This window comes from Amycolatopsis sp. YIM 10 (assembly GCF_009429145.1).
Classification (GTDB): domain Bacteria; phylum Actinomycetota; class Actinomycetes; order Mycobacteriales; family Pseudonocardiaceae; genus Amycolatopsis.
Map to the genome: position 1 here is coordinate 4,881,642 of NZ_CP045480.1, position 17,817 is coordinate 4,899,458.

The following is a 17,817-nucleotide window of genomic DNA, read 5'->3' on the forward strand; positions in this document are numbered from 1 at the left end:
CGGCGGCTACCGGACGGCACCCGGTCAGCCGTTCCGATCCGAGGCGGCCAGCTGCGCCAGCGCGTCTTCGACGGTGACCGATCCGCTGAGCAGCTGCTGGGACAGCCGTCCCATCAGGTCGAGGGTCTCCGAAGACAGGGCCACGTGCAGGGCGGGTTCGCCGCCGGAGATCCCGGAGACGATCTGCGAGACGACCGGACCCGCCTTCGACACGTCGATGGAGGTGTCGGCGGCGATCGCGCCGGCGTCCGCGTGGAACGCCGTCAGTGCGTCCTTTGTGGTCAGTGAGCGGACCAGGTCGGCGGCGATCGCGGGATCCGCGGTCCACTTGGCCACCGCGTAGCCGATGCCACCGTCGAAGGGCAGGCTCGGTGCCGCGCCGGAGGTGATGGCCGGTGCCGGCATGACGCCGAGGTCGCCGGGATCGATGAACTCGCCGAAGTCCTGCCAGTGCCCGACATCCGACATCAGCCCGATGACGTGAGCCGCCTCGCCGGACTGGAACTTCGCGAAGGAGTCGTTGAACATCGCCGTCGAGTTGGCCCCCTCGGTGTTGAGCCCGGTGGCGTCGGTCTCCGCCCACAACTCGAAGATCCGCTTGACGTTCGGGGAGGACCAGTCCCGATTCCCGGCGATCCAGTCGCGGTACTCCTGGTCGGTGAGGGCCCCGGAACCCAGGCCCGAAAGGAAGAACTGGATGCCGGCGCCTTCCTTGTTGCCGAGCGCGAAGCACCTCGCGCCGGTCCTGTCCTTGATGGTGGCGCACTGGCTGGTGAAGTCGGTCCAGGTCACGGGCGGGCTGTCCGGGTCGAGACCCGCCTGCCGGTACAGCTTCTTGTTGAAGTAGACCGGATGACCCTGCAGCGTGACCGGCGAGGCGTAGGTCTGCCCGTTCGCCACGAACGCGTCCCAGCCCGTCAGCCGGTTCCGGTCCTCGGCGACGTGGGGATCCAGCGGAACCAGCGCGTCCACCCGGTCGCGGATCCGGCCACCACCGTTGAACAGCATGACGTCCGGCCCTTCACCGGCCTGGATGGCGGCGCCGAGCAGGGTGTAGTACTGGTCGAACGGCTGGGCCACGAACTCGACGGTGACACCGGGGTGCTTGCCCGCGAAGTCGGCTTTCGCCTTTTCGAGGTAGGCGGCCGCGGACGGATCTCCCGATTTCCAGTCCCAGACCACCAGCTTGTGCTCACCACCGGTGGACTGCCCCGGTCCCGACGCGCTCCCGCAGCCCGCCAGAGCCAGCGCCGCGGCCAGGGCCGCCGCCCAGCGTGCCGGGCGCTTCATTTCCGGCTCCACTGCTGGTTCGCTCCGCCGTGACAAGACCAGAGCTGGAGCCGGGTCCCGTTCGCGGTCGCGGCACCGTTGGCGTCCAGGCACAGTCCCGACTGCACGCCGGTGATGGTGCCGTCGGCGTTGAGGTTCCACTGCTGGTTGGTGCCGCTGTGGCAGTCCCAGATGATCGCCGCGGTGCCGTTGGCCGTTCCCTGCCCGGACGCGTCGAGGCACTTGCCGCCGTAGACGACGAGCTGCTTGCCCGCGGTGTGGTTCCACTGCTGACCGGCGGCGCCGTTGCAGTCCCATAGCTGGGTTCCGGTGCCGTTTGCGGTGCTCCCGCCGGTGACGTCGACGCAGCGGCCCGACTGGGCGCCCACGATCGTGCCGCCGGTCGGCGGCACGCCGGTCCGGGGCCCGGCGTTCGCCATCACCGCCTGGGCGCCGGACGGCCAGTTGCCGCCGCTGACCGTCGTGTTGCTGTGCACGACGTTGCCGCGGTCGCCGTTGGTGACGTTGGTGCTGCCGTTGGTCGACCAGTTGCCGGTGAGGGTCCAGTTGCCCATGTTCTCCCCGCCCCAGTAGTTGGCGGTGGCCCAGGTTCCGGTGGCGGAGAAGACGTTGCCGGTGACGGAGTAGTACTTGGAGCCTTCGTCGAAGTACATGCCGAAGTGGCCGTTGGTCCGCAGGCAGTGGTTGCCGCTGATCATCGCGTTCGGGTTCCACGCCAGCGTGTAGATGCAGCCACCGTCGTTCATCTGCTGCATGACGTCGTGGACGTAGTTGTTGACGAGCTTGTTGCCCGACGCGGTGGTGGGCGTCGAGTACCGCGGCTGGTACTTGTACAGGCCGCGGTTGGCGTAGTGGTCGCTGCCGCCCGCGTCGTTGCTGCCCCAGCCGTAACCGATCGACATGCCGGAGTACGGCATGTTGTAGACCTCGTTGTGGGTCACGTTCGTGGTGGTGACGTAGGTGGTCAGCACCGACACGTTGCCCCGGTACTCCACGCCGAGGTCGTGGATCCGGTTGTCGCTGATGGTGACGTTCCGGTTGGTCATCCGCGGATCGCTCGGGTGGTGCGCGTCGGCGCGGACGCCGCCGACCACGATGCCGCCCGCGGAGTTGCGGGCGATCTCGGACCCGGTGACCGTGATGTCGCTGGCGCCGAGGCCGACTCCGCTGGCGTGGGCGTTGGCGTCGTTGCCGATGCCGATGGCCGTCTGCCCGAGGTTGACGAACTCGGAGTCGCCGAAGGTGATGCCGCGGGCGGCGGAGACCTGCACGGCGGCGGGCATCTGGAACCAGTGCGGCCGGACCGCCTCGAACTGCTCGCAGCCGCTCTGGCAGGACGTCAGCCGGTCGGCGGGCCAGTTCCAGTTGCCCGCCATGTAGGCGCCGGTCTGCTGGTCCGCGTACCCCTGGTTGCTGCTGGGGCCGAGCCAGCTCGTGCCGGTGAAGGTGATCCCGCTGAACGTGAGGTCGTGCGCCGGCGCGTCGTAGGTGCCCCCGACGTTCACCAGCGACTGCAGCACCGGCAGTTCGACGCTGATGTTGTTCATGTCCTGCCCGGCGAGCGGGCGGTAGTACAGCGCGCCGGACCCCGGGTTGAGGTACCACTCGCCGGGCGAATCGAGGAACTCGTAGGCGTTGGCCAGGTAGAACGGGCCCGCCCGGTGCGGCGCGGTGAGCGTGTCGTAGCCGAAGGTGTTGTTGTTCCACGCGGGCTGCTGCATCGTGATGACGTTCCCGCTGATGCTCTGCACGGGCGAATAGCGGTCGGTGAACGAGTTGACGCTCTCCACCTCGACCCGGTTCTGGCCGGTCAGGTTGTTCAGGTAGCCCAGCGCGGGATCGGAGAATGTCATGCCCGCGTTGGTGAAGGTGAATGTGGACCGGTTCACCTGCGTGCGCGCGCGGGTGGCGATCGCGCCGTCGACGTACAACTGCCTGCTGTCGATCCCGGCGCCGACGTTCGCGCGCCAGATGTTCTTCCCGGCGTCGGCGACCGACCAGCCGGTGACGGCGCGGGCGCCGGTGAGCACCGGACGGGCCGACGGGGCCGCGCGCCACTCGACGCGGTGCCCGTTGTTACCGGAGTCGGCCGCGGTGAACCGCAGCGGCGCGGAGAGCCGGTACACGCCGTCGGCCAGTTCCACCACGATGTCGCCGGACATCGAGCCGGTCAGCGCCCGTACTGCGGCCTGCGCGGCGGGCACCGAACACGGGTCGGCGGCGGAGCAACTGGTGCCGGTACCGGCCGGAGTCGCGTGGAGCGTGGTCGTGGCGGCGGAGGCGGCCGGAGCCGGGATCACCACGGCCAGCGCGGCGATCAGCGCCACGACGACGGCGTGCACCGGTCTGCGCACCACGAAGGACGAGGACGCGAACACAGGAATCTCCTTACTCGGGGAAGGTGCTCGACGTCGTGCGGCCGGCCGGGGCGACTCGGGGAGCGGGGGGAGCAGGGTGATCAGGGATGGGCACTGCGGCAACCAGTGGACCATATGAGCAACTCATCGACAAGCGCGTCAGCCAAATGGATCAGACTTATCGGTGTCGGAGCACGGTATCGTGGGGCGCGCCGCCACCTCGTAGGAAATGAGTCGGACACACCTGGCTCATTTGCCCTCCGCACAACAAGGGAGTTGTGTGATGCCGAGGTATCGATCCATCTTCTCGTTCGTCGCGACCGTGGTGCTTCTCGCGGTGGCCGCGAGTGGCACCGCGTACGGCGGTGCCGACTCGTCCCCGCCAGGCCCCGCCGATGTCGCTGTCACGGCGACACCCGGGTGCGGCAAGGCACCGGCGCTGTCCAGTGGCACGCATACGATCCAGAGCGGCGGCAAGAGCCGCAGCTTCATCCTGAAGGTGCCCGACAACTACGACAACGCCCATCCGCACCGGCTGGCCTTCGGGTTCCACTGGTGGGGTGGCACCGCCAACGACGTCGCGTCGGGCGGGAGCGACGGGTACGCCTGGGCCTACTACGGAATGCTCTCGCAGGCGGGCAACTCCACGATCTTCGTCGCCCCGCAGGGCATCAGCAACGGCTGGGCCAACTCCGGCGGTGAGGACGTGACCTTCACCGACGCCATGATCAAGTTGATCGGGGACAGCCTCTGCGTCGACGCGGCACGGGTGTTCTCCACCGGGTTCAGCTACGGCGGCGCGATGAGCTACGCGCTCGCGTGCGCCCGGCCGGCCGTTTTCCGCGCGGTCGCCGCCATCGCCGCGCCCGGGCAGATCAGCGGGTGCGCCGGTGGCACGCAACCGGTGGCGTACATGGGGATCCACGGCATCTCCGACAACATCCAGAGCGGACGCTCGCTGCGGGACCGGTTCGTAAGCAACAACGGCTGCGCCCCGCAGAACGCACCCGAACCGGCGCCGGGCAGCCTGACCCACACACTCACCACCTACTCGGGTTGCCAGTCGGGCCGCCCGGTGGTCTGGGCCGCCTTCGACGGCGGGCACCAGCAGGGCCCCGTGGACGGCTGCGCCGGCTGTGAGAGCGGCGCCAAGAGCTGGGTCAAGCCGGAGTTGTGGCGGTTCTTCACCCAGTTCGGCTCCGACCCCGTTCCGCCGGTGAAACCGGAGCCGGGGGCGTGGTACCGGCTGGTGGCCGCGCACAGCGGCAAGACGCTCGACGTCAGCGGCGCGTCCACTTCGGCCGGTGCCGTGGTGCAGCAGTGGTCCGCGCACGGCGGGCCGAACCAGCAGTTCGACTTCCTCGACTCGGGTGGCGGCCACTACCGGATCCGCGCGCGGCACAGCGGTCTGGTGCTCCAGGTGGCGAATACGGCCAGTGGCGCGGACATCACCCAGCAGCCGGACACCGGTGCCGCGAGCCAGCAGTGGCGGTTGGCCGACCAGGGCGGTGGCGAAGTGAGCCTGGTCAACCAGCAGAGCGGCCTGGCCATGGACGTGTGGACCGCTTCCACCGCCGATGGCGCACGCGTCTCCCAGTGGACCCCGAGCGGCGGCGCCAACCAGCGCTTCCAGCTCCAGCGCAACTGAGCTTTTCCCTCTCCCTCCCCACGAAATGAAGGTGACCATGATCAGCAGTACCCCCCTACGCAGACGCGGTCCCGTCCGATCGGTCCTCGCCTCCCTGGCGACCGCCTGCCTCGCCGCGTCCACCCTTGTGCTGACGGCCGGGACGGCACAGGCCGCGGACACGCTCGGTGCCGCGGCGGCGCAGAGCGGCCGCTATTTCGGTGCCGCGGTGGTACCGAACTTGCTCAATGACGCGTCGTATTCGGGCACGTTGAACCGGGAGTTCAACAGTGTCGTGGCCGAGAACGCGATGAAGTGGGACGCCACCGAGCCGAACCGGAACCAGTTCACCTTCGGCGGTGGTGACCAGATCGTCAACTACGCCGCCAGCCACGGCATGAGCGTGCGTGGCCACACCCTGGTCTGGCACGCGCAGTACCCGGGCTGGGTCGGGAACCTGAACGGCAACGACCTGCGCCAGGCGATGATCGGCCACATCAACGGGGTGGCCGGGCACTGGAAGGGCAAGATCCACTCGTGGGACGTGGTCAACGAGGCGTTCGAGGAGAACGGCAGCCGCCGTCAGTCGATCTTCCAGCAGCGGCTGGGCAACGGCTACATCGAGGACGCCTTCCGCGCCGCCCGGACCGCCGACCCGAACGCCAAGCTCTGCTACAACGACTACAACACCGACGGGATCAACGCCAAGAGCACGGCGATCTACAACATGGTCGTCGACTTCCGCAACCGTGGTGTGCCGATCGACTGCGTCGGTATGCAGAGCCATCTCGGCTCGAACTCCAACCTCGGCAGCTACGAGTCGAATCTGCGGCGGTTCTCCGATCTCGGTGTCGACGTGCAGATCACCGAGCTGGATGTCGGTGGTTCCGGTTCCGGGCAGGCGAACGTGTACCGGCAGGTGACGCAGGCGTGCATGGCGGTGACCCGGTGCACCGGCATCACCACGTGGGGCATCACCGACCGGTACACCTGGCGGCCGAACGACACCCCGTTGTTGTTCGACACCAACTACCAGAAGAAGCAGGCCTACCAAGCCGTGCTCGACGCGCTCAACGGCGGCGGCGGTGGCGGCGGTGACACCGGCCCACTGCGCGCGGTGGCCGCGAACAAGTGCCTGGACGTGCCGAACCAGACCACCGCGGCGGGCACGCAGTCGCAGATCTGGGACTGCTGGACCGGCGCGAACCAGCAATGGACCTACACCGCGGCCAAGGAGCTGACCGTCTACTCCGGAGACTCGCGGCGGTGCCTGGACGCTTCGGGCGCGGGGACCGCCAACGGCACGGCGGCGATCATCTGGACCTGCCACGGTGGCGCCAACCAGCAGTGGAACCGCAACGCCGACGGCACCATCACCAACGTCCAATCAGGACTGTGCCTGGAGGTCGCCGGTTCCGCCACGGCGAACGGCGCGCTCGTGCAGCTGTGGAGCTGCACCGGTGGCACCAACCAGCGCTGGACCACGCAGTGAGGGGCGCCTGGATGCCGGATCTGACCCGGCGGCAGGCGATGAAGCTCGGCGCGGCGCTGGTGCCCGCCGGGTGGACGGCGTTCCCCAGGGCCGGGTCGGCCGCGCCCGGCGAAGTACGGGCCGCGGGCGACCTGGCGCTGTGGTACGACAAGCCGGCGGGCGGCGACTGGCTGCGCGCGCTGCCCGTCGGCAACGGGCGCCTCGGCGCCATGGTCTTCGGCAACACCGACACGGAACGGTTGCAGCTCAACGAGGACACGGTGTGGGCGGGCGGTCCCCACAACTACGACAACCCGCAGGGCGCGGGCGCGCTCGCGCAGATCCGGCAGCTGGTGTTCGCCAACCAGTGGACACAGGCGCAGGACCGCGTCAACCAGGCGATGCTCGGCAATCCCGCGGCCCAGCTGGCCTACCAGCCCGTCGGCGACCTCAAGCTCACCCTGCCCGGCGGGACGGCTTCCGGGTACGAGCGGTGGCTCGACCTCACCACCGCCACGACGGTGGCCACCTACACCGCGAACGGGGTGCGCCACCGGCGTGAGGTGTTCGCCAGCGCGCCGGACCAGGTGATCGTCGTGCGGCTGACCGCGGACAAACCCGGCGCGGTGACGTTCACGGCCGCGTTCAGCAGTCCTCAGCGCACGACGGTGTCCAATCCGGACAGCACCACGACCGCGCTGGACGGCATCTCCGGTGACATGCGGGGGATCGCCGGCTCGGTCAAGTTCCAGGCGCTGGCCGGTGTCATCGCCGATGGCGGCAGCACCAGCAGTTCCGGTGGCACGCTCAAGGTGACGAACGCGAACAGCGCGACCCTGCTGATCTCGATCGGGACCAGCTACGTCAACTACCAGACCGTCAACGGTGACTACCGGGGCATCGCCCAGTCCCGCCTGAACGCGGCGAAGGGCGTCGCGTACGACATGCTCCGGGACAGGCACGTCAAGGACTACCAGGCGCTGTTCGGCCGGGTTGCGCTCGACCTCGGCCGCACCGCCGCGGCGGACCAGCCGACCGACGTCCGGATCGCCCAGCACCACAACACCAACGATCCGCAGTTCTCCACCCTGCTCTTCCAGTACGGCCGCTACCTGCTGATCTCGTCGTCGCGGCCCGGCACGCAGCCGGCGAACCTGCAGGGCATCTGGAACGACCAGCTGACCCCGTCGTGGGACTCGAAGTACACCCTCAACGCCAACCTGCCGATGAACTACTGGCCAGCCGACACCACGAACCTGGCCGAGTGCTTCGAGCCGGTGTTCCGGATGATCGGCGACCTGACCGTCACCGGTGGCCGCACCGCGAAAACGCAGTACGGCGCCAAGGGCTGGGTCACCCACCACAACACCGACGGCTGGCGGGGCAGCTCGGTCGTCGACGGCGCGGTGTGGGGCATGTGGCAGACCGGTGGCGCCTGGCTGGCCACGATGATCTGGGACCACTACCGGTTCACCGGTGACCTCGCGTTCCTCCAGCAGAACTATCCGGCGATGAAGGGCGCGGCGCAGTTCTTCCTCGACACCCTGGTGACCGATCCCGGCTCGGGTCACCTGGTCACCAATCCGTCGAACTCACCGGAGGCGCTGCACCACGCGAACGCGAGCATCTGCGCGGGCCCGACGATGGACATGCAGATCCTGCGAGACCTGTTCGACGGCTGCGCCGGTGCCACCCAGGTGCTCGGGGTGGACGCCGGGTTCCGCGACCAGGTACTGGCGGCCAGGCAGAAGCTGGCGCCGATGAAGATCGGCTCGCGCGGCAACATCCAGGAATGGTTGCAGGACTGGGTGGAGATCGAGCCGGGACACCGGCACATCTCCCACCTGTACGGCCTGCACCCGAGCAACCAGATCACCCGGCGCGGCACGCCGCAGCTGTACACCGCGGCCCGCCGGACGCTGGAACTGCGGGGTGACGCCGGTACCGGCTGGTCGCTCGCCTGGAAGATCAACTACTGGGCCCGGATGGAGGAGGGCGGCCGGGCCCGCGAGCTGCTCCGCCTGCTGGTGACCCCGGAGCGGCTGGCGCCCAACATGTTCGACCTCCATCCGCCGTTCCAGATCGACGGCAACTTCGGCGCCACCTCCGGGATCGCCGAAATGCTGTTGCAGAGCCACAACGGTGAGCTGCACGTGCTGCCTGCGCTGCCGTCGGGATGGCCCGCCGGGAGCGTGACGGGCCTGCGCGGGCGCGGTGGCCACACGGTCGGCGCGGTGTGGAGCGGCGGCAAGGCGAGCGAGCTGACCGTGACGCCGGACCGGGCCGGGCCCGTCCGGGTGCGCTGCGGCCTGTTCACCGGCACCTGGCAGCTGGTCGACCAGACCACCGGCACCGAGGTCCAGCCGTCGAAGCCGGAACCCGACCTGATCGAGTTCACCGCGCAGGCCGGTCACACCTATCGCGCCACCGGTCAGGGTTCGGGCTCGGTGGTGGAGACCGGCGTGTACTACCGGCTGGCCGCCCAGCACAGCGGGAAGCTCGCGGACATCAGCGGTGCCTCCGCCGCCGCGGGCGCACTGCTGGTCCAGTGGCAGGCCACCGGTGGGACGAACCAGCAGTTCGACTTCCTCGATTCGGGTGGCGGCTACTACCGGATCCGTGCGCGGCACAGCGGTCTGGTGCTCCAAGCGGCGAATTCGGCCACCGGCGCGGACATCACCCAGCAGCCGGACAGCGGCGCCACGAGCCAGCAGTGGCAGGTGACCGACCACGGTGGTGGGGTGATCGCCCTGCACAACCGGCAGAGCGGTCTCGCCATGGATGTGTGGAACGCCTCCACCGCCGACGGCGCCCGTGTGTCGCAGTGGAACCCCACCACAGCCGCCAACCAGCGGTTCCAGCTCCAGCGCTTGTAGGCAGCTTCACCGCGCACAGCACGAAGGCGGCCACGAAACCATCGTGGCCGCCTTCGTGTTACCCGGTCAGGGCAGGGTCCAGCGCTGGTTCGTGCCGCCGTGGCACGTCCAGATGATGAGCTGGGTGCCGTTGGCGGAGCTGCCGCCGTTGGCGTCGAGGCACTTGGTGCCGTTGCGGAGGGTGCCGTCTCCCGGTGCGGACCAGTTCTGCGTGCCGCTTCCGTTGCAGGCCGACAACTGGACCGGGCTCCCGTCGGTGGTGCCCGCGGTGGTCAGGCACTTGCCCAGCGCGCGCCAGGTGCCGCCGTCGCGCGCCCATTGCTGGTTGGTGCCGCCGGAGCAGGTCCACAGCTGGACCTTGGTGCCGTCGGCGGTGCTGGAACCGTTGACGTCGACGCACTTGCCGCTCGCGCCCACGATCTGACCGGTGGTGGGCGTGGTGCCCAGCTCCTTGATCCGGACGTTGCGGAAGGACACGTCGTCGCCGGTGCCGTGGTTCTGGATGCCGATGTGCCCGGAGGTCAGGGAGCGGGCGGGATCGGTGTTGGTGAAGTCGTTGATCTTGCTGCCGTTGAGGAACACCTGTGCGCGTTCCCCTTCGACCAGCACTTCGAAGGTGTTCCATTCGCCCGGCGGGTTGAGCGCGGCGTCGCGGGCGGCGATGTCGGGTGCCTGGAAGCCGTAGACCGCGCCGGTCGTGCGATCCGGCGAGTCCGTGGCGTCGATCTGGATCTCGTGCCCCTGCCCGAGCGAGGCGTTCGGATCGGAGCCGGGCGGGAAGCCGATGACCACACCGGAGTTGTCGTCACCGGCCATCCGCCAGTCCAGCTTCAGCGAATAGGAGCGGAACTCCTTGGCGCTGTACCAGAGCATGCCCAGCCCGCCGGTCGAGGTCAGCGTGCCGTCGGTGTTGGTGAACCCCCCGGGGCCGGACTGCGACCACCCCGTGGTGGAGCCGTTGTACAGGGTGGAGTAGCCGTTCTCCGGACGGCAGTCCGCCTTGGTCCGGCCCGCGGTGTACCGGAGGCCGCCGAGCACCAGCGCCCGGAAGTTCGCCTCGGTGTAGCTGGCCTGGGTGTGGCCACTGCCGGTGTAGAACGAGCGTCCACTCTGGACGGTCTTGCACCAGGTGTGCGGGTGGTCGGCGCCCATCGAGCCGCCTGAGTACGTCGATTCGTCCAAAGTGGCCAGTACCCGCGCGGTCGGCCGGACGTTGCTCCGGAAGTTGTACCACTCGTCGGTGCGGACCCAGGCCGGGCCGAGGTGCTGGGTGGCCTGGTGCGCCCGGTTCTCCACCCGGACGGTGGCCTGCTGGATGGCGGGGTGCGAGGAGAAGTAGGCGCCGACCAGCTCACCGTAGAACGGCCAGTCGTACTCGGTGTCGGACGCCGAGTGGATGCCGACGTACCCGCCCCCACCCCGGATGTAGTTCTCGAACGCGGTCTGCTGGCCCGAGTTCAGCACGTCCCCGGTGGTGTTGAGGAACACCACGGTTTCGTACTTGGCCAGGTTGGTGGTGGTGAACTGGGCCGAGTCCTCGGTGGTGGTCACGGTGAAGTTGTTCGCCGTGCCCAGATCGCGGATCAGCTGGATCCCGGCGGGAATGGAGTCGTGCCGGAAGCCGGTGGTCTTGGAGAACACCAGCACGTCGTACGGTGCGTCCGCCGCGACGGCCGGCGGGGCGGGCGAGAGCGCGAGAACGGTGAGCGCGGCGGTGGCCGTGCCGAGCACGCGCCGGATGAGCGAGCGCTTCATCAGTGCGCCTCCTGGGCCTGGGACATCGTCCATTTCTGGTTGGCACCACCGGTGCAGCTCCAGATGATCAACTGGGTACCGTCGGCGGAGCTGCCGCCGTTGGCGTCGAGGCACTTGGTGCCGTTGCGGAGGGTGCCGTCTCCCGGTGCGGACCAGTTCTGCGTGCCGCTTCCGTTGCACGCCGACAGCTGGACGGCGCTGCCGTCGGTGCTGCCCGCCGCGGTCATGCACTTTCCGAGGGCACGCCAGGTACTGCCGTCGCGGGTCCACTGCTGGTTCGTGCCGCCGTTGCACGTCCAGAGCTGGATCTTGGCGCCGTCGGCGGTGCTGGAACCGTTGACGTCGACGCACTTGCCGCCGACGCCGGTGATCGACGCGGGCCCACCGCTCGACGGGGTGCCGAAGGAGAAGGCATCCAGGTCGAACAGGAAACCACTGCCACCGGAGAAGGTCAGGTACAGCGTGGTGGTCCCGGCGGGAACGCCGGACAGCGCGGTGGAAACCTCGGTGAAGGTGTCCCAGCCGCCGGTCACCGGCACGGCCACCGAGCCGAGCACGGTGCCGGTGGGTGAGCCCGCCCGCACGGACAGCGTGCCGCCGGAGCCACCGGACGAAACCCGGGCGGTGAACTGGGTTTCCCCGGCGAGCACATACGGCTGGAAGGCGATCCAGTCGCCGTTGTGGATGTCTCCCACGGTCCGGCCACCCTCGGCGGCCGCCTTGTCGAACAGCGCCGTGCCCGACTGGGCGGCGTGGTGCTCGGCCTGGCGGTGGCGGGGTTGCAGGGTGTGCTGCGTGTGCGTGGTCAGCGAAGGCTGGCCGTTGGCGCCCTTGTCGGTGTACTCGGCGTCGAACACCGCGAACAGGTTCGCCGCCGTGTCGTGCTCACCGTCCGCCGGGATCTGCAGCGTGCCCGAGCACCCGGTGCGCGAGGTGATCTCGTGGCCGTGGTCGTCGTGGCCGAGGATGTAGGTCAGCTTCACCCGAGTGCAGTCGATCGTGCCGTCTTCCGGGTCGGAAGCGGTGATCGTGTACGGGATGGAGTCACCGAAGTTGAACAGGGTGCCGTGGGGCGGCGTGGCCAGGGTGACCGTGGGAGCGGTGTTGCCGACCGTGATCGTCACGTTGGCGGCAGCCGTGCGGCCGCCCGCGTCGGTCACCGTGAGGGTGGCCGTGCGCTGGCCGTTGCCGGTGTAGGTGTGGCTCGGATTCGGCGAGGAGGACGTGGTGCCGTCGCCGAAGTTCCAGTGGTAGGTGAGTGCGCTGCCCTCGGGATCCGATGAGCCGGCCGAGGAGAAGTTGACCGTCAGCGGTGCGAGCCCGGAGGTGCGGTCGGCGGCGGCCCGCGCGGTCGGCGCCTTGTTGCCCGCCGGGTTGTATTCGATGCGGTAGAGCGCGGAGTCGGCGTTCCCGCTGCCCCAGCCGGTGCCGTAGTCGAGCACGTACAGGGCACCGTCCGGGCCGAACGCGGTGTCCATCACCTGGGTGCCCTTCCACGGGAAGTCGTTGATCTGCCCCGGCGACCCGTCGGCGTTGACGTCGATCAGCTTCAGCCACCGCCTGCCGAACTCGGAGACGAAGACGTGGCCGTCCAGCGCGGCCGGGAACTTGACCGTCGACGGGTTCGCGGCGTCGTGGCGGTACACCACACCGCCCATCGGCGACTCGGACCCGCAGCCGAACGCCGCGAACGAGCAGTTGTCGTAGTTGATCCACGCCGGGCGCGCGGCGGGCAGATTGGTGAGCCCGGTGTTGCGGGGCGAGTTGTTGACCGGCGCGGCGCAGTTGAACCGGTTCCCGGACGGGCCGGACGGGAACGTGTAGTCCACATAGGTCTCCGCGGTGGTGTTCTTGCCGGTGCAGTACGGCCAGCCGTAGTTGCCCGCCGAGGTGATCCGGTTGAACTCGACCTGTCCGCCCGGCCCGCGGCTGTTGCTCGCCGTGCCCGCGTCCGGGCCGTAGTCACCGAGGTAGATCGCGCCGGTCGCCTTGTCCACGCCGAACCGGAACGGGTTGCGCATGCCCATCGCGTAGATCTCCGGCCGCGTCCCGGCGGTGCCCGGCGCGAACAGGTTGCCCGCCGGGATGGAGTAGCTCCCGTTGGCGTTCACCTTGATCCGCAGCACCTTGCCGCGCAGGTCGTTGGTGTTGGCGGCGCTGCGCTGTGCGTCGTAGGCCGGATTGCGGTTGGTGCGCTCGTCGATCGGGGTGTACCCGTCCGAGGCGAACGGGTTCGAGTCGTCGCCGGTGGACAGGTAGAGATTGCCCGCCGCGTCGAAGTCGATGTCCCCGCCGACGTGGCAGCACATGCCCCGGCTGGTCGGCACGTCGAGCACGGTCACCTGGCTGCCCGTGTTCAGCGTGAAGTCGGCGTTGAGGGTGAACCGCGACAGTCGGTTGACCCCGTTCCACGCGGAGAAGTCCGTGCCGTTCTCCGGGGCGTCACCGCCCGGCGTGGACAGCGGTGGCGCGTAGTACAGGTAGACGAACCGGTTGCTGGAGAACCCGGGGTCCACCCCGACGCCCTGCAGTCCTTCTTCGTCGTGCGTGTAGACCGGCAGCGTGCCGACCACGCTGGTGACCCCGTCGGCGGTGGTGCGGCGCAGCACGCCGTTGCGCGCGGTGTGCAGCACCGAGCGGTCCGGCAGCACGGCCAGTGACATGGGTTCGCCCACCTCGGCGACCCCCTTGGCCAGTTCGACCTGCTGGAAGTCGGCCGGGTTCACCGCGTGCGCCGCCGCCGGTGGGGGTGCGGTGAACACCGGTGCGACCAGGAAAGCCGCGACCAGTGCGGCCGCCGCGAAGATTCTCATCAGCAGAACTCCGGTCTGTGGAAGGGGATCAGGGCAGGGTCCAGCGCTGGTTGGTGCCGCCGTGGCAGGTCCAGACGATGAGGCGGGTGCCGTCCGCGGTGCCGCCGCCGTTGGCGTCGAGGCACTTGCCCGCGTTGACGAGTGAGCCGTTGGCGCCGGAGGTCCAGCTCTGCCCGGCGCTACCGTTGCAAGTGGACAGTTGAACGGCGCTGCCGTCGGCGGTGCCCGCCGCGGTCATGCACTTGCCGAGGCTGCGCCACGTGCCGCCGTCGCTGGTCCACTGCTGGTTGGTGCCGCCCGAGCAGGTCCAGAGAACGACCGGGGTGCCGTCGGCGGAGTTGCCGCCGTTGACGTCGACGCACTTGCCCGCGGAACCGGTGATCGGACCGGAGGTGGCCGGGCCCGGTGTGCCGACGCCGGGCCCGACGAAGGTGATCGCGTCCAGGTCGTACGGGGCGGCCGCGGTGGACTTGAACACCACGAACAACTCCACCGTGCCCGCCGGGCGGGTCACCGGGACCGGCGGCAGGTTCACGTAGTTGTCCCATCCGCCCGTGCTGCCCACGGTCGCGGTGGCCACCAGCGCGCCGGTCGGCGACCCGGCCCGCAGTTCGATCGAGCCGCCCGGCCCGGGGGAGGAAACCCGGAACGAGACCTGGTCGATGTTGGTCAGGTTCGCCGGGGTGAACGAGATCCAGTCGTTGTTGTCGATGTCCCCGATGCGCTGCCCGGCCTCCGCGCCCGCCTGCGCCACCACCCGGATGCCGGACGAGTTCGTGAAGTGCTCGGCCTGCCGGTGCTTGGGCTGCAACACGACCTGGGTCCGGCCGGTGAGCGCGGGCACCCCGGAGGCTCCCTTGTCCGTGTAGGCGGCGTCGGCCACGTAGAACAGGTTGGCGTCGGCGCTGTGCCCGCCGTCCTGCGTGGTGATCACCCCGGAGCAGCCCGGCTGCGGGTCGAGCGGGTGCGCGTGCTGGTCGTGTCCCAGTGCCGGGGTGGTGATCACCTTGGCGCAGTCGATCGTGCCGTCCTCGGGGTCGGTGACGCTCACCGAGTACGGGATCTCGTCGCCGAAGTCGAACATGCCACCGTGCGGGGGCGTGGTGAACTTGACCGTCGGCGCGGTGTTGCCCACCGTGATCGGCACGTTGGCCACGCCGGTCTGGCCGTTCGACGCGGTCACGGTGAGCTGCGCGTTGAACTGCCCGCGTGTGGTGTAGGTGTGCGACGGGTTGGCGGCGGTGGAGGTGCCGCCGTCGCCGAAGGTCCACTGGTAGGTCAGCGCGCCGCCCGACGGATCCGCGGACCCGGCGCTGGAGAAGCTCACCGTCAGCGGTGACGCGCCGGACGACGGGGTGGCCGTGGCGTGGGCGATCGGGGCGGGGTCACCGGAGAGGTAGTCGATCCGGGAGAGCGCGGAGTCGGGATTGTCCCTGCCGAACCCGGTGCCCCACTCCAGCAGGTACAGCGAACCGTCCGGGCCGAACTTGGCGTCCATCGGGGACTTGAAGCTCAGGTTGGCCAGGAACCTGTTGATCTTCAACAGGTTTCCCGAGTTGTCGAGCCGGAACTCGTGCAGGGTGTTGCGTGCCCACTCGCCGAAGAACGGTGTCTTGTCGAAGTACTGCGGGAACTTGGTGGGCGACGGGTTGCTGGGATCGTAGTGGTACACGGGGAAGGCCATCGGGGCCTCGCCGCCGCTGCCCATCTCCGGGAAGGCGTTGCCGTTGCCGCCGTTGCCGTACCACACGGTCGCCGGTCGTGCCGCGGGCAGATTGGTGAGCCCGGTGTTGTTGGGGGAGGTGTTGACCGGCGCGGCGCAGTTGAACTTGCCGCCGGAGGTGTTGTTCGCGAAGTTGAAGTCGTTGAACGGCACGTTGGCCGCCACGCAGTACGGCCAGCCGTAGTAACCCGGCGACTTGATCACGTTCCACTCGACCAGTCCGCCCGGGCCCCGATTGGCGTTGTCCGCCCCGGCGTCCGGGCCGTAGTCGGCCAGGTAGATGGTGCCGTCGGTGTCCACGGTGAACCGGAACGGGTTGCGGAAGCCCATCGCGTAGATCTCCGGCTTGGTCTGCGCGGTGCCGGGCGCGAACATGTTGCCCGCCGGGACCGTGTACGTGCCACCGGGTTCCGGGTGGATGCGCAGGATCTTGCCGCGCAGGTCGTTGGTGTTGGCCGCGGTTTTCTGCGCGTCGAACAGGCTGCGTCCCGGTCGTTCGTCGATCGGGGTGTAACCACTGGATTCGTGCGGATTGGTGTCGTCGCCGACGCCGACGTAGAGGTTGCCGCCGGGACCGAAGGTGAGGTACCCGCCGGTGTGCCCCGGCTCGGACTGCCGTGCGGCCGGGATCGACAGCAGCACTCGCTCGCTGGCCGGGTCCAGCGTGTCACCGTTGATCGTGAACCTCGACACGCGGTTGATCTCCTGCGAGCCGGCCGGCGAGTAGTGCAGGTACACCCACTTGTTGGTGGTGAAGTTCGGATCCAGCGCCACGCCGGCGAGGCCGTCCTCACCGCCGGTGTAGACGCTGAGCGTGCCCGCGGTGACCGTGGATTTGGTGCTCGGCTTGTAGATCTTCAGCTGCCCGCCGTACTGGGTGTAGAAGACGCGGCCGTCCGGCGCCACGTCCAGCGTGCCGGGCGCCACCGTGTTGGTGTCCAGTTCGACCCGGTCGTAACTGGACCACACGGTGGGGCCGCAGTCGGCCGGGACCGTGCCCGCCGCACTCCGCACGCCGCCGAGGATGTGCTCGCGGAACAGCGGCTCGGAGTACGCGGATGCCTGGTGCCCCATGGCCGTCGCCCACAGCCTGCCGCCCTCGAAGTTGCGGCACCAGGAGATCGGGTGGTCATTGCCCATGGCCGACGGGCCGGGGTTGTACGTGGTCTCGTCGGCGGTCACCAGCACGTGCACGTCACCGCGGGCGTTGCGGTTGAAGTTGTACCACTCCTCGGTGCGGTTCCACCGCTGCGGCAGGCCCTTTCCGGACGGGTGGGCCTGGTCGGCGACCTTGGCCGTGCCCGCGACGGTGGCCGAGTGCTGCGTCATGGTCATGCCGAGCATCTGGTCCCACCACGGGAACTCGCCCTCGATGTTCATGTCCGTCGCGTTGTGGATGGCGACGACGCCGCCCCCGTTGCGCACGTAGGTCTGCATCGCCGCGCGTTGCGCCGCGGTGTTCCAGACCATGCCGGAGGTCTGGAACATGATCACGACGTCGTAAGTGGACAGTGAGGCGTCGGTGAACACGGCCGAGTCCTCGGAGTGGGTCAGCTGCCACCCGTTGTCCGCGGCCAGTTGCTGGAACATCGCCACCCCGGCCGGGATGGAGTCGTGCCGGTAGCCGGCGGTCTTGGTGAACAGCAGCACCTTCTCGCCCGCCGCCGGGGCCACCGGTGTCGCCAGCCCGGCGGGCGCGGTCATGGTGAGCACCAGCAGCGCGCCTGCCAGGGCGACCAGCAGCCTGGTGATGGCCGGTCTCATGGATCGGGGTGAGAACCTCATCGTTCCGCTCCTCGGACGGTCGCCTCAGGAGCCTTGGGAGCGCTCCCAGGATCGACGCGGTGGATGCCCGGCCCTTCCGGGGCAGTGTGCGGTGAAATGTGTACGGCTTATGTCGGGGCG

8 protein-coding genes are annotated in these 17,817 nt (G+C 69.2%); 3 read left to right on the forward strand and 5 right to left on the reverse strand.

From position 1 onward, the window contains the following. Window positions 1–24: 24 nt before the first annotated feature. Together YIM_RS23325 and YIM_RS23330 are read right to left on the reverse strand one after the other, a co-directional pair. Complete coding sequence (locus tag YIM_RS23325) at window positions 25–1,290, reverse strand: ABC transporter substrate-binding protein (protein ID WP_153032362.1); 1,266 nt, start codon at window positions 1,288–1,290, stop codon at window positions 25–27. Beyond that, a complete protein-coding gene (locus YIM_RS23330; RefSeq protein WP_228004931.1) occupies window positions 1,287–3,668 on the reverse strand; it encodes an RICIN domain-containing protein in 2,382 nt (793 codons plus the stop codon). The genes YIM_RS23325 and YIM_RS23330 overlap by 4 nt, the downstream gene beginning before the upstream one ends. A gap of 262 nt (window positions 3,669–3,930) precedes the next feature. On the opposite strand from YIM_RS23330, the gene YIM_RS23335 reads away from it, so the two are divergent. Genes YIM_RS23335 through YIM_RS23345 form a run of 3 tightly spaced genes read left to right on the forward strand, consistent with a single transcriptional unit; the run spans window position 3,931 to window position 9,621 of the window. Then, on the forward strand, window positions 3,931–5,295 hold the full coding sequence (locus tag YIM_RS23335; RefSeq protein WP_153032363.1) for an RICIN domain-containing protein: 1,365 nt from the start codon (window positions 3,931–3,933) through the stop codon (window positions 5,293–5,295). 37 nt (window positions 5,296–5,332) lie between these two features. Next, complete coding sequence (locus tag YIM_RS23340; RefSeq protein WP_153032364.1) at window positions 5,333–6,766, forward strand: endo-1,4-beta-xylanase; 1,434 nt, start codon at window positions 5,333–5,335, stop codon at window positions 6,764–6,766. Window positions 6,767–6,777: 11 nt separating this feature from the next. Beyond that, window positions 6,778–9,621 (forward strand): glycoside hydrolase N-terminal domain-containing protein, encoded by a 2,844-nt coding sequence (locus YIM_RS23345; RefSeq protein ID WP_153032365.1) that lies wholly within the window; start codon window positions 6,778–6,780, stop codon window positions 9,619–9,621. 66 nt (window positions 9,622–9,687) lie between these two features. Here YIM_RS23345 and YIM_RS23350 read toward each other — a convergent pair whose 3' ends face one another. Genes YIM_RS23350 through YIM_RS23360 form a run of 3 tightly spaced genes read right to left on the reverse strand, consistent with a single transcriptional unit; the run spans window position 9,688 to window position 17,676 of the window. After that, window positions 9,688–11,376 carry a ThuA domain-containing protein gene (locus YIM_RS23350; protein WP_153032366.1) on the reverse strand — a complete coding sequence of 563 codons (1,689 nt, stop codon included), beginning with the start codon at window positions 11,374–11,376 and terminating at the stop codon, window positions 9,688–9,690. After that, a complete protein-coding gene (locus YIM_RS23355; RefSeq protein ID WP_153032367.1) occupies window positions 11,376–14,189 on the reverse strand; it encodes a PQQ-dependent sugar dehydrogenase in 2,814 nt (937 codons plus the stop codon). Before YIM_RS23355 ends, YIM_RS23350 begins: the two co-directional genes overlap by 1 nt. 28 nt (window positions 14,190–14,217) lie before the next feature. After that, window positions 14,218–17,676, reverse strand: a complete 3,459-nt coding sequence (locus tag YIM_RS23360; RefSeq protein WP_153032368.1) for a ThuA domain-containing protein — start codon at window positions 17,674–17,676, stop codon at window positions 14,218–14,220. Window positions 17,677–17,817 lie beyond the last annotated feature (141 nt).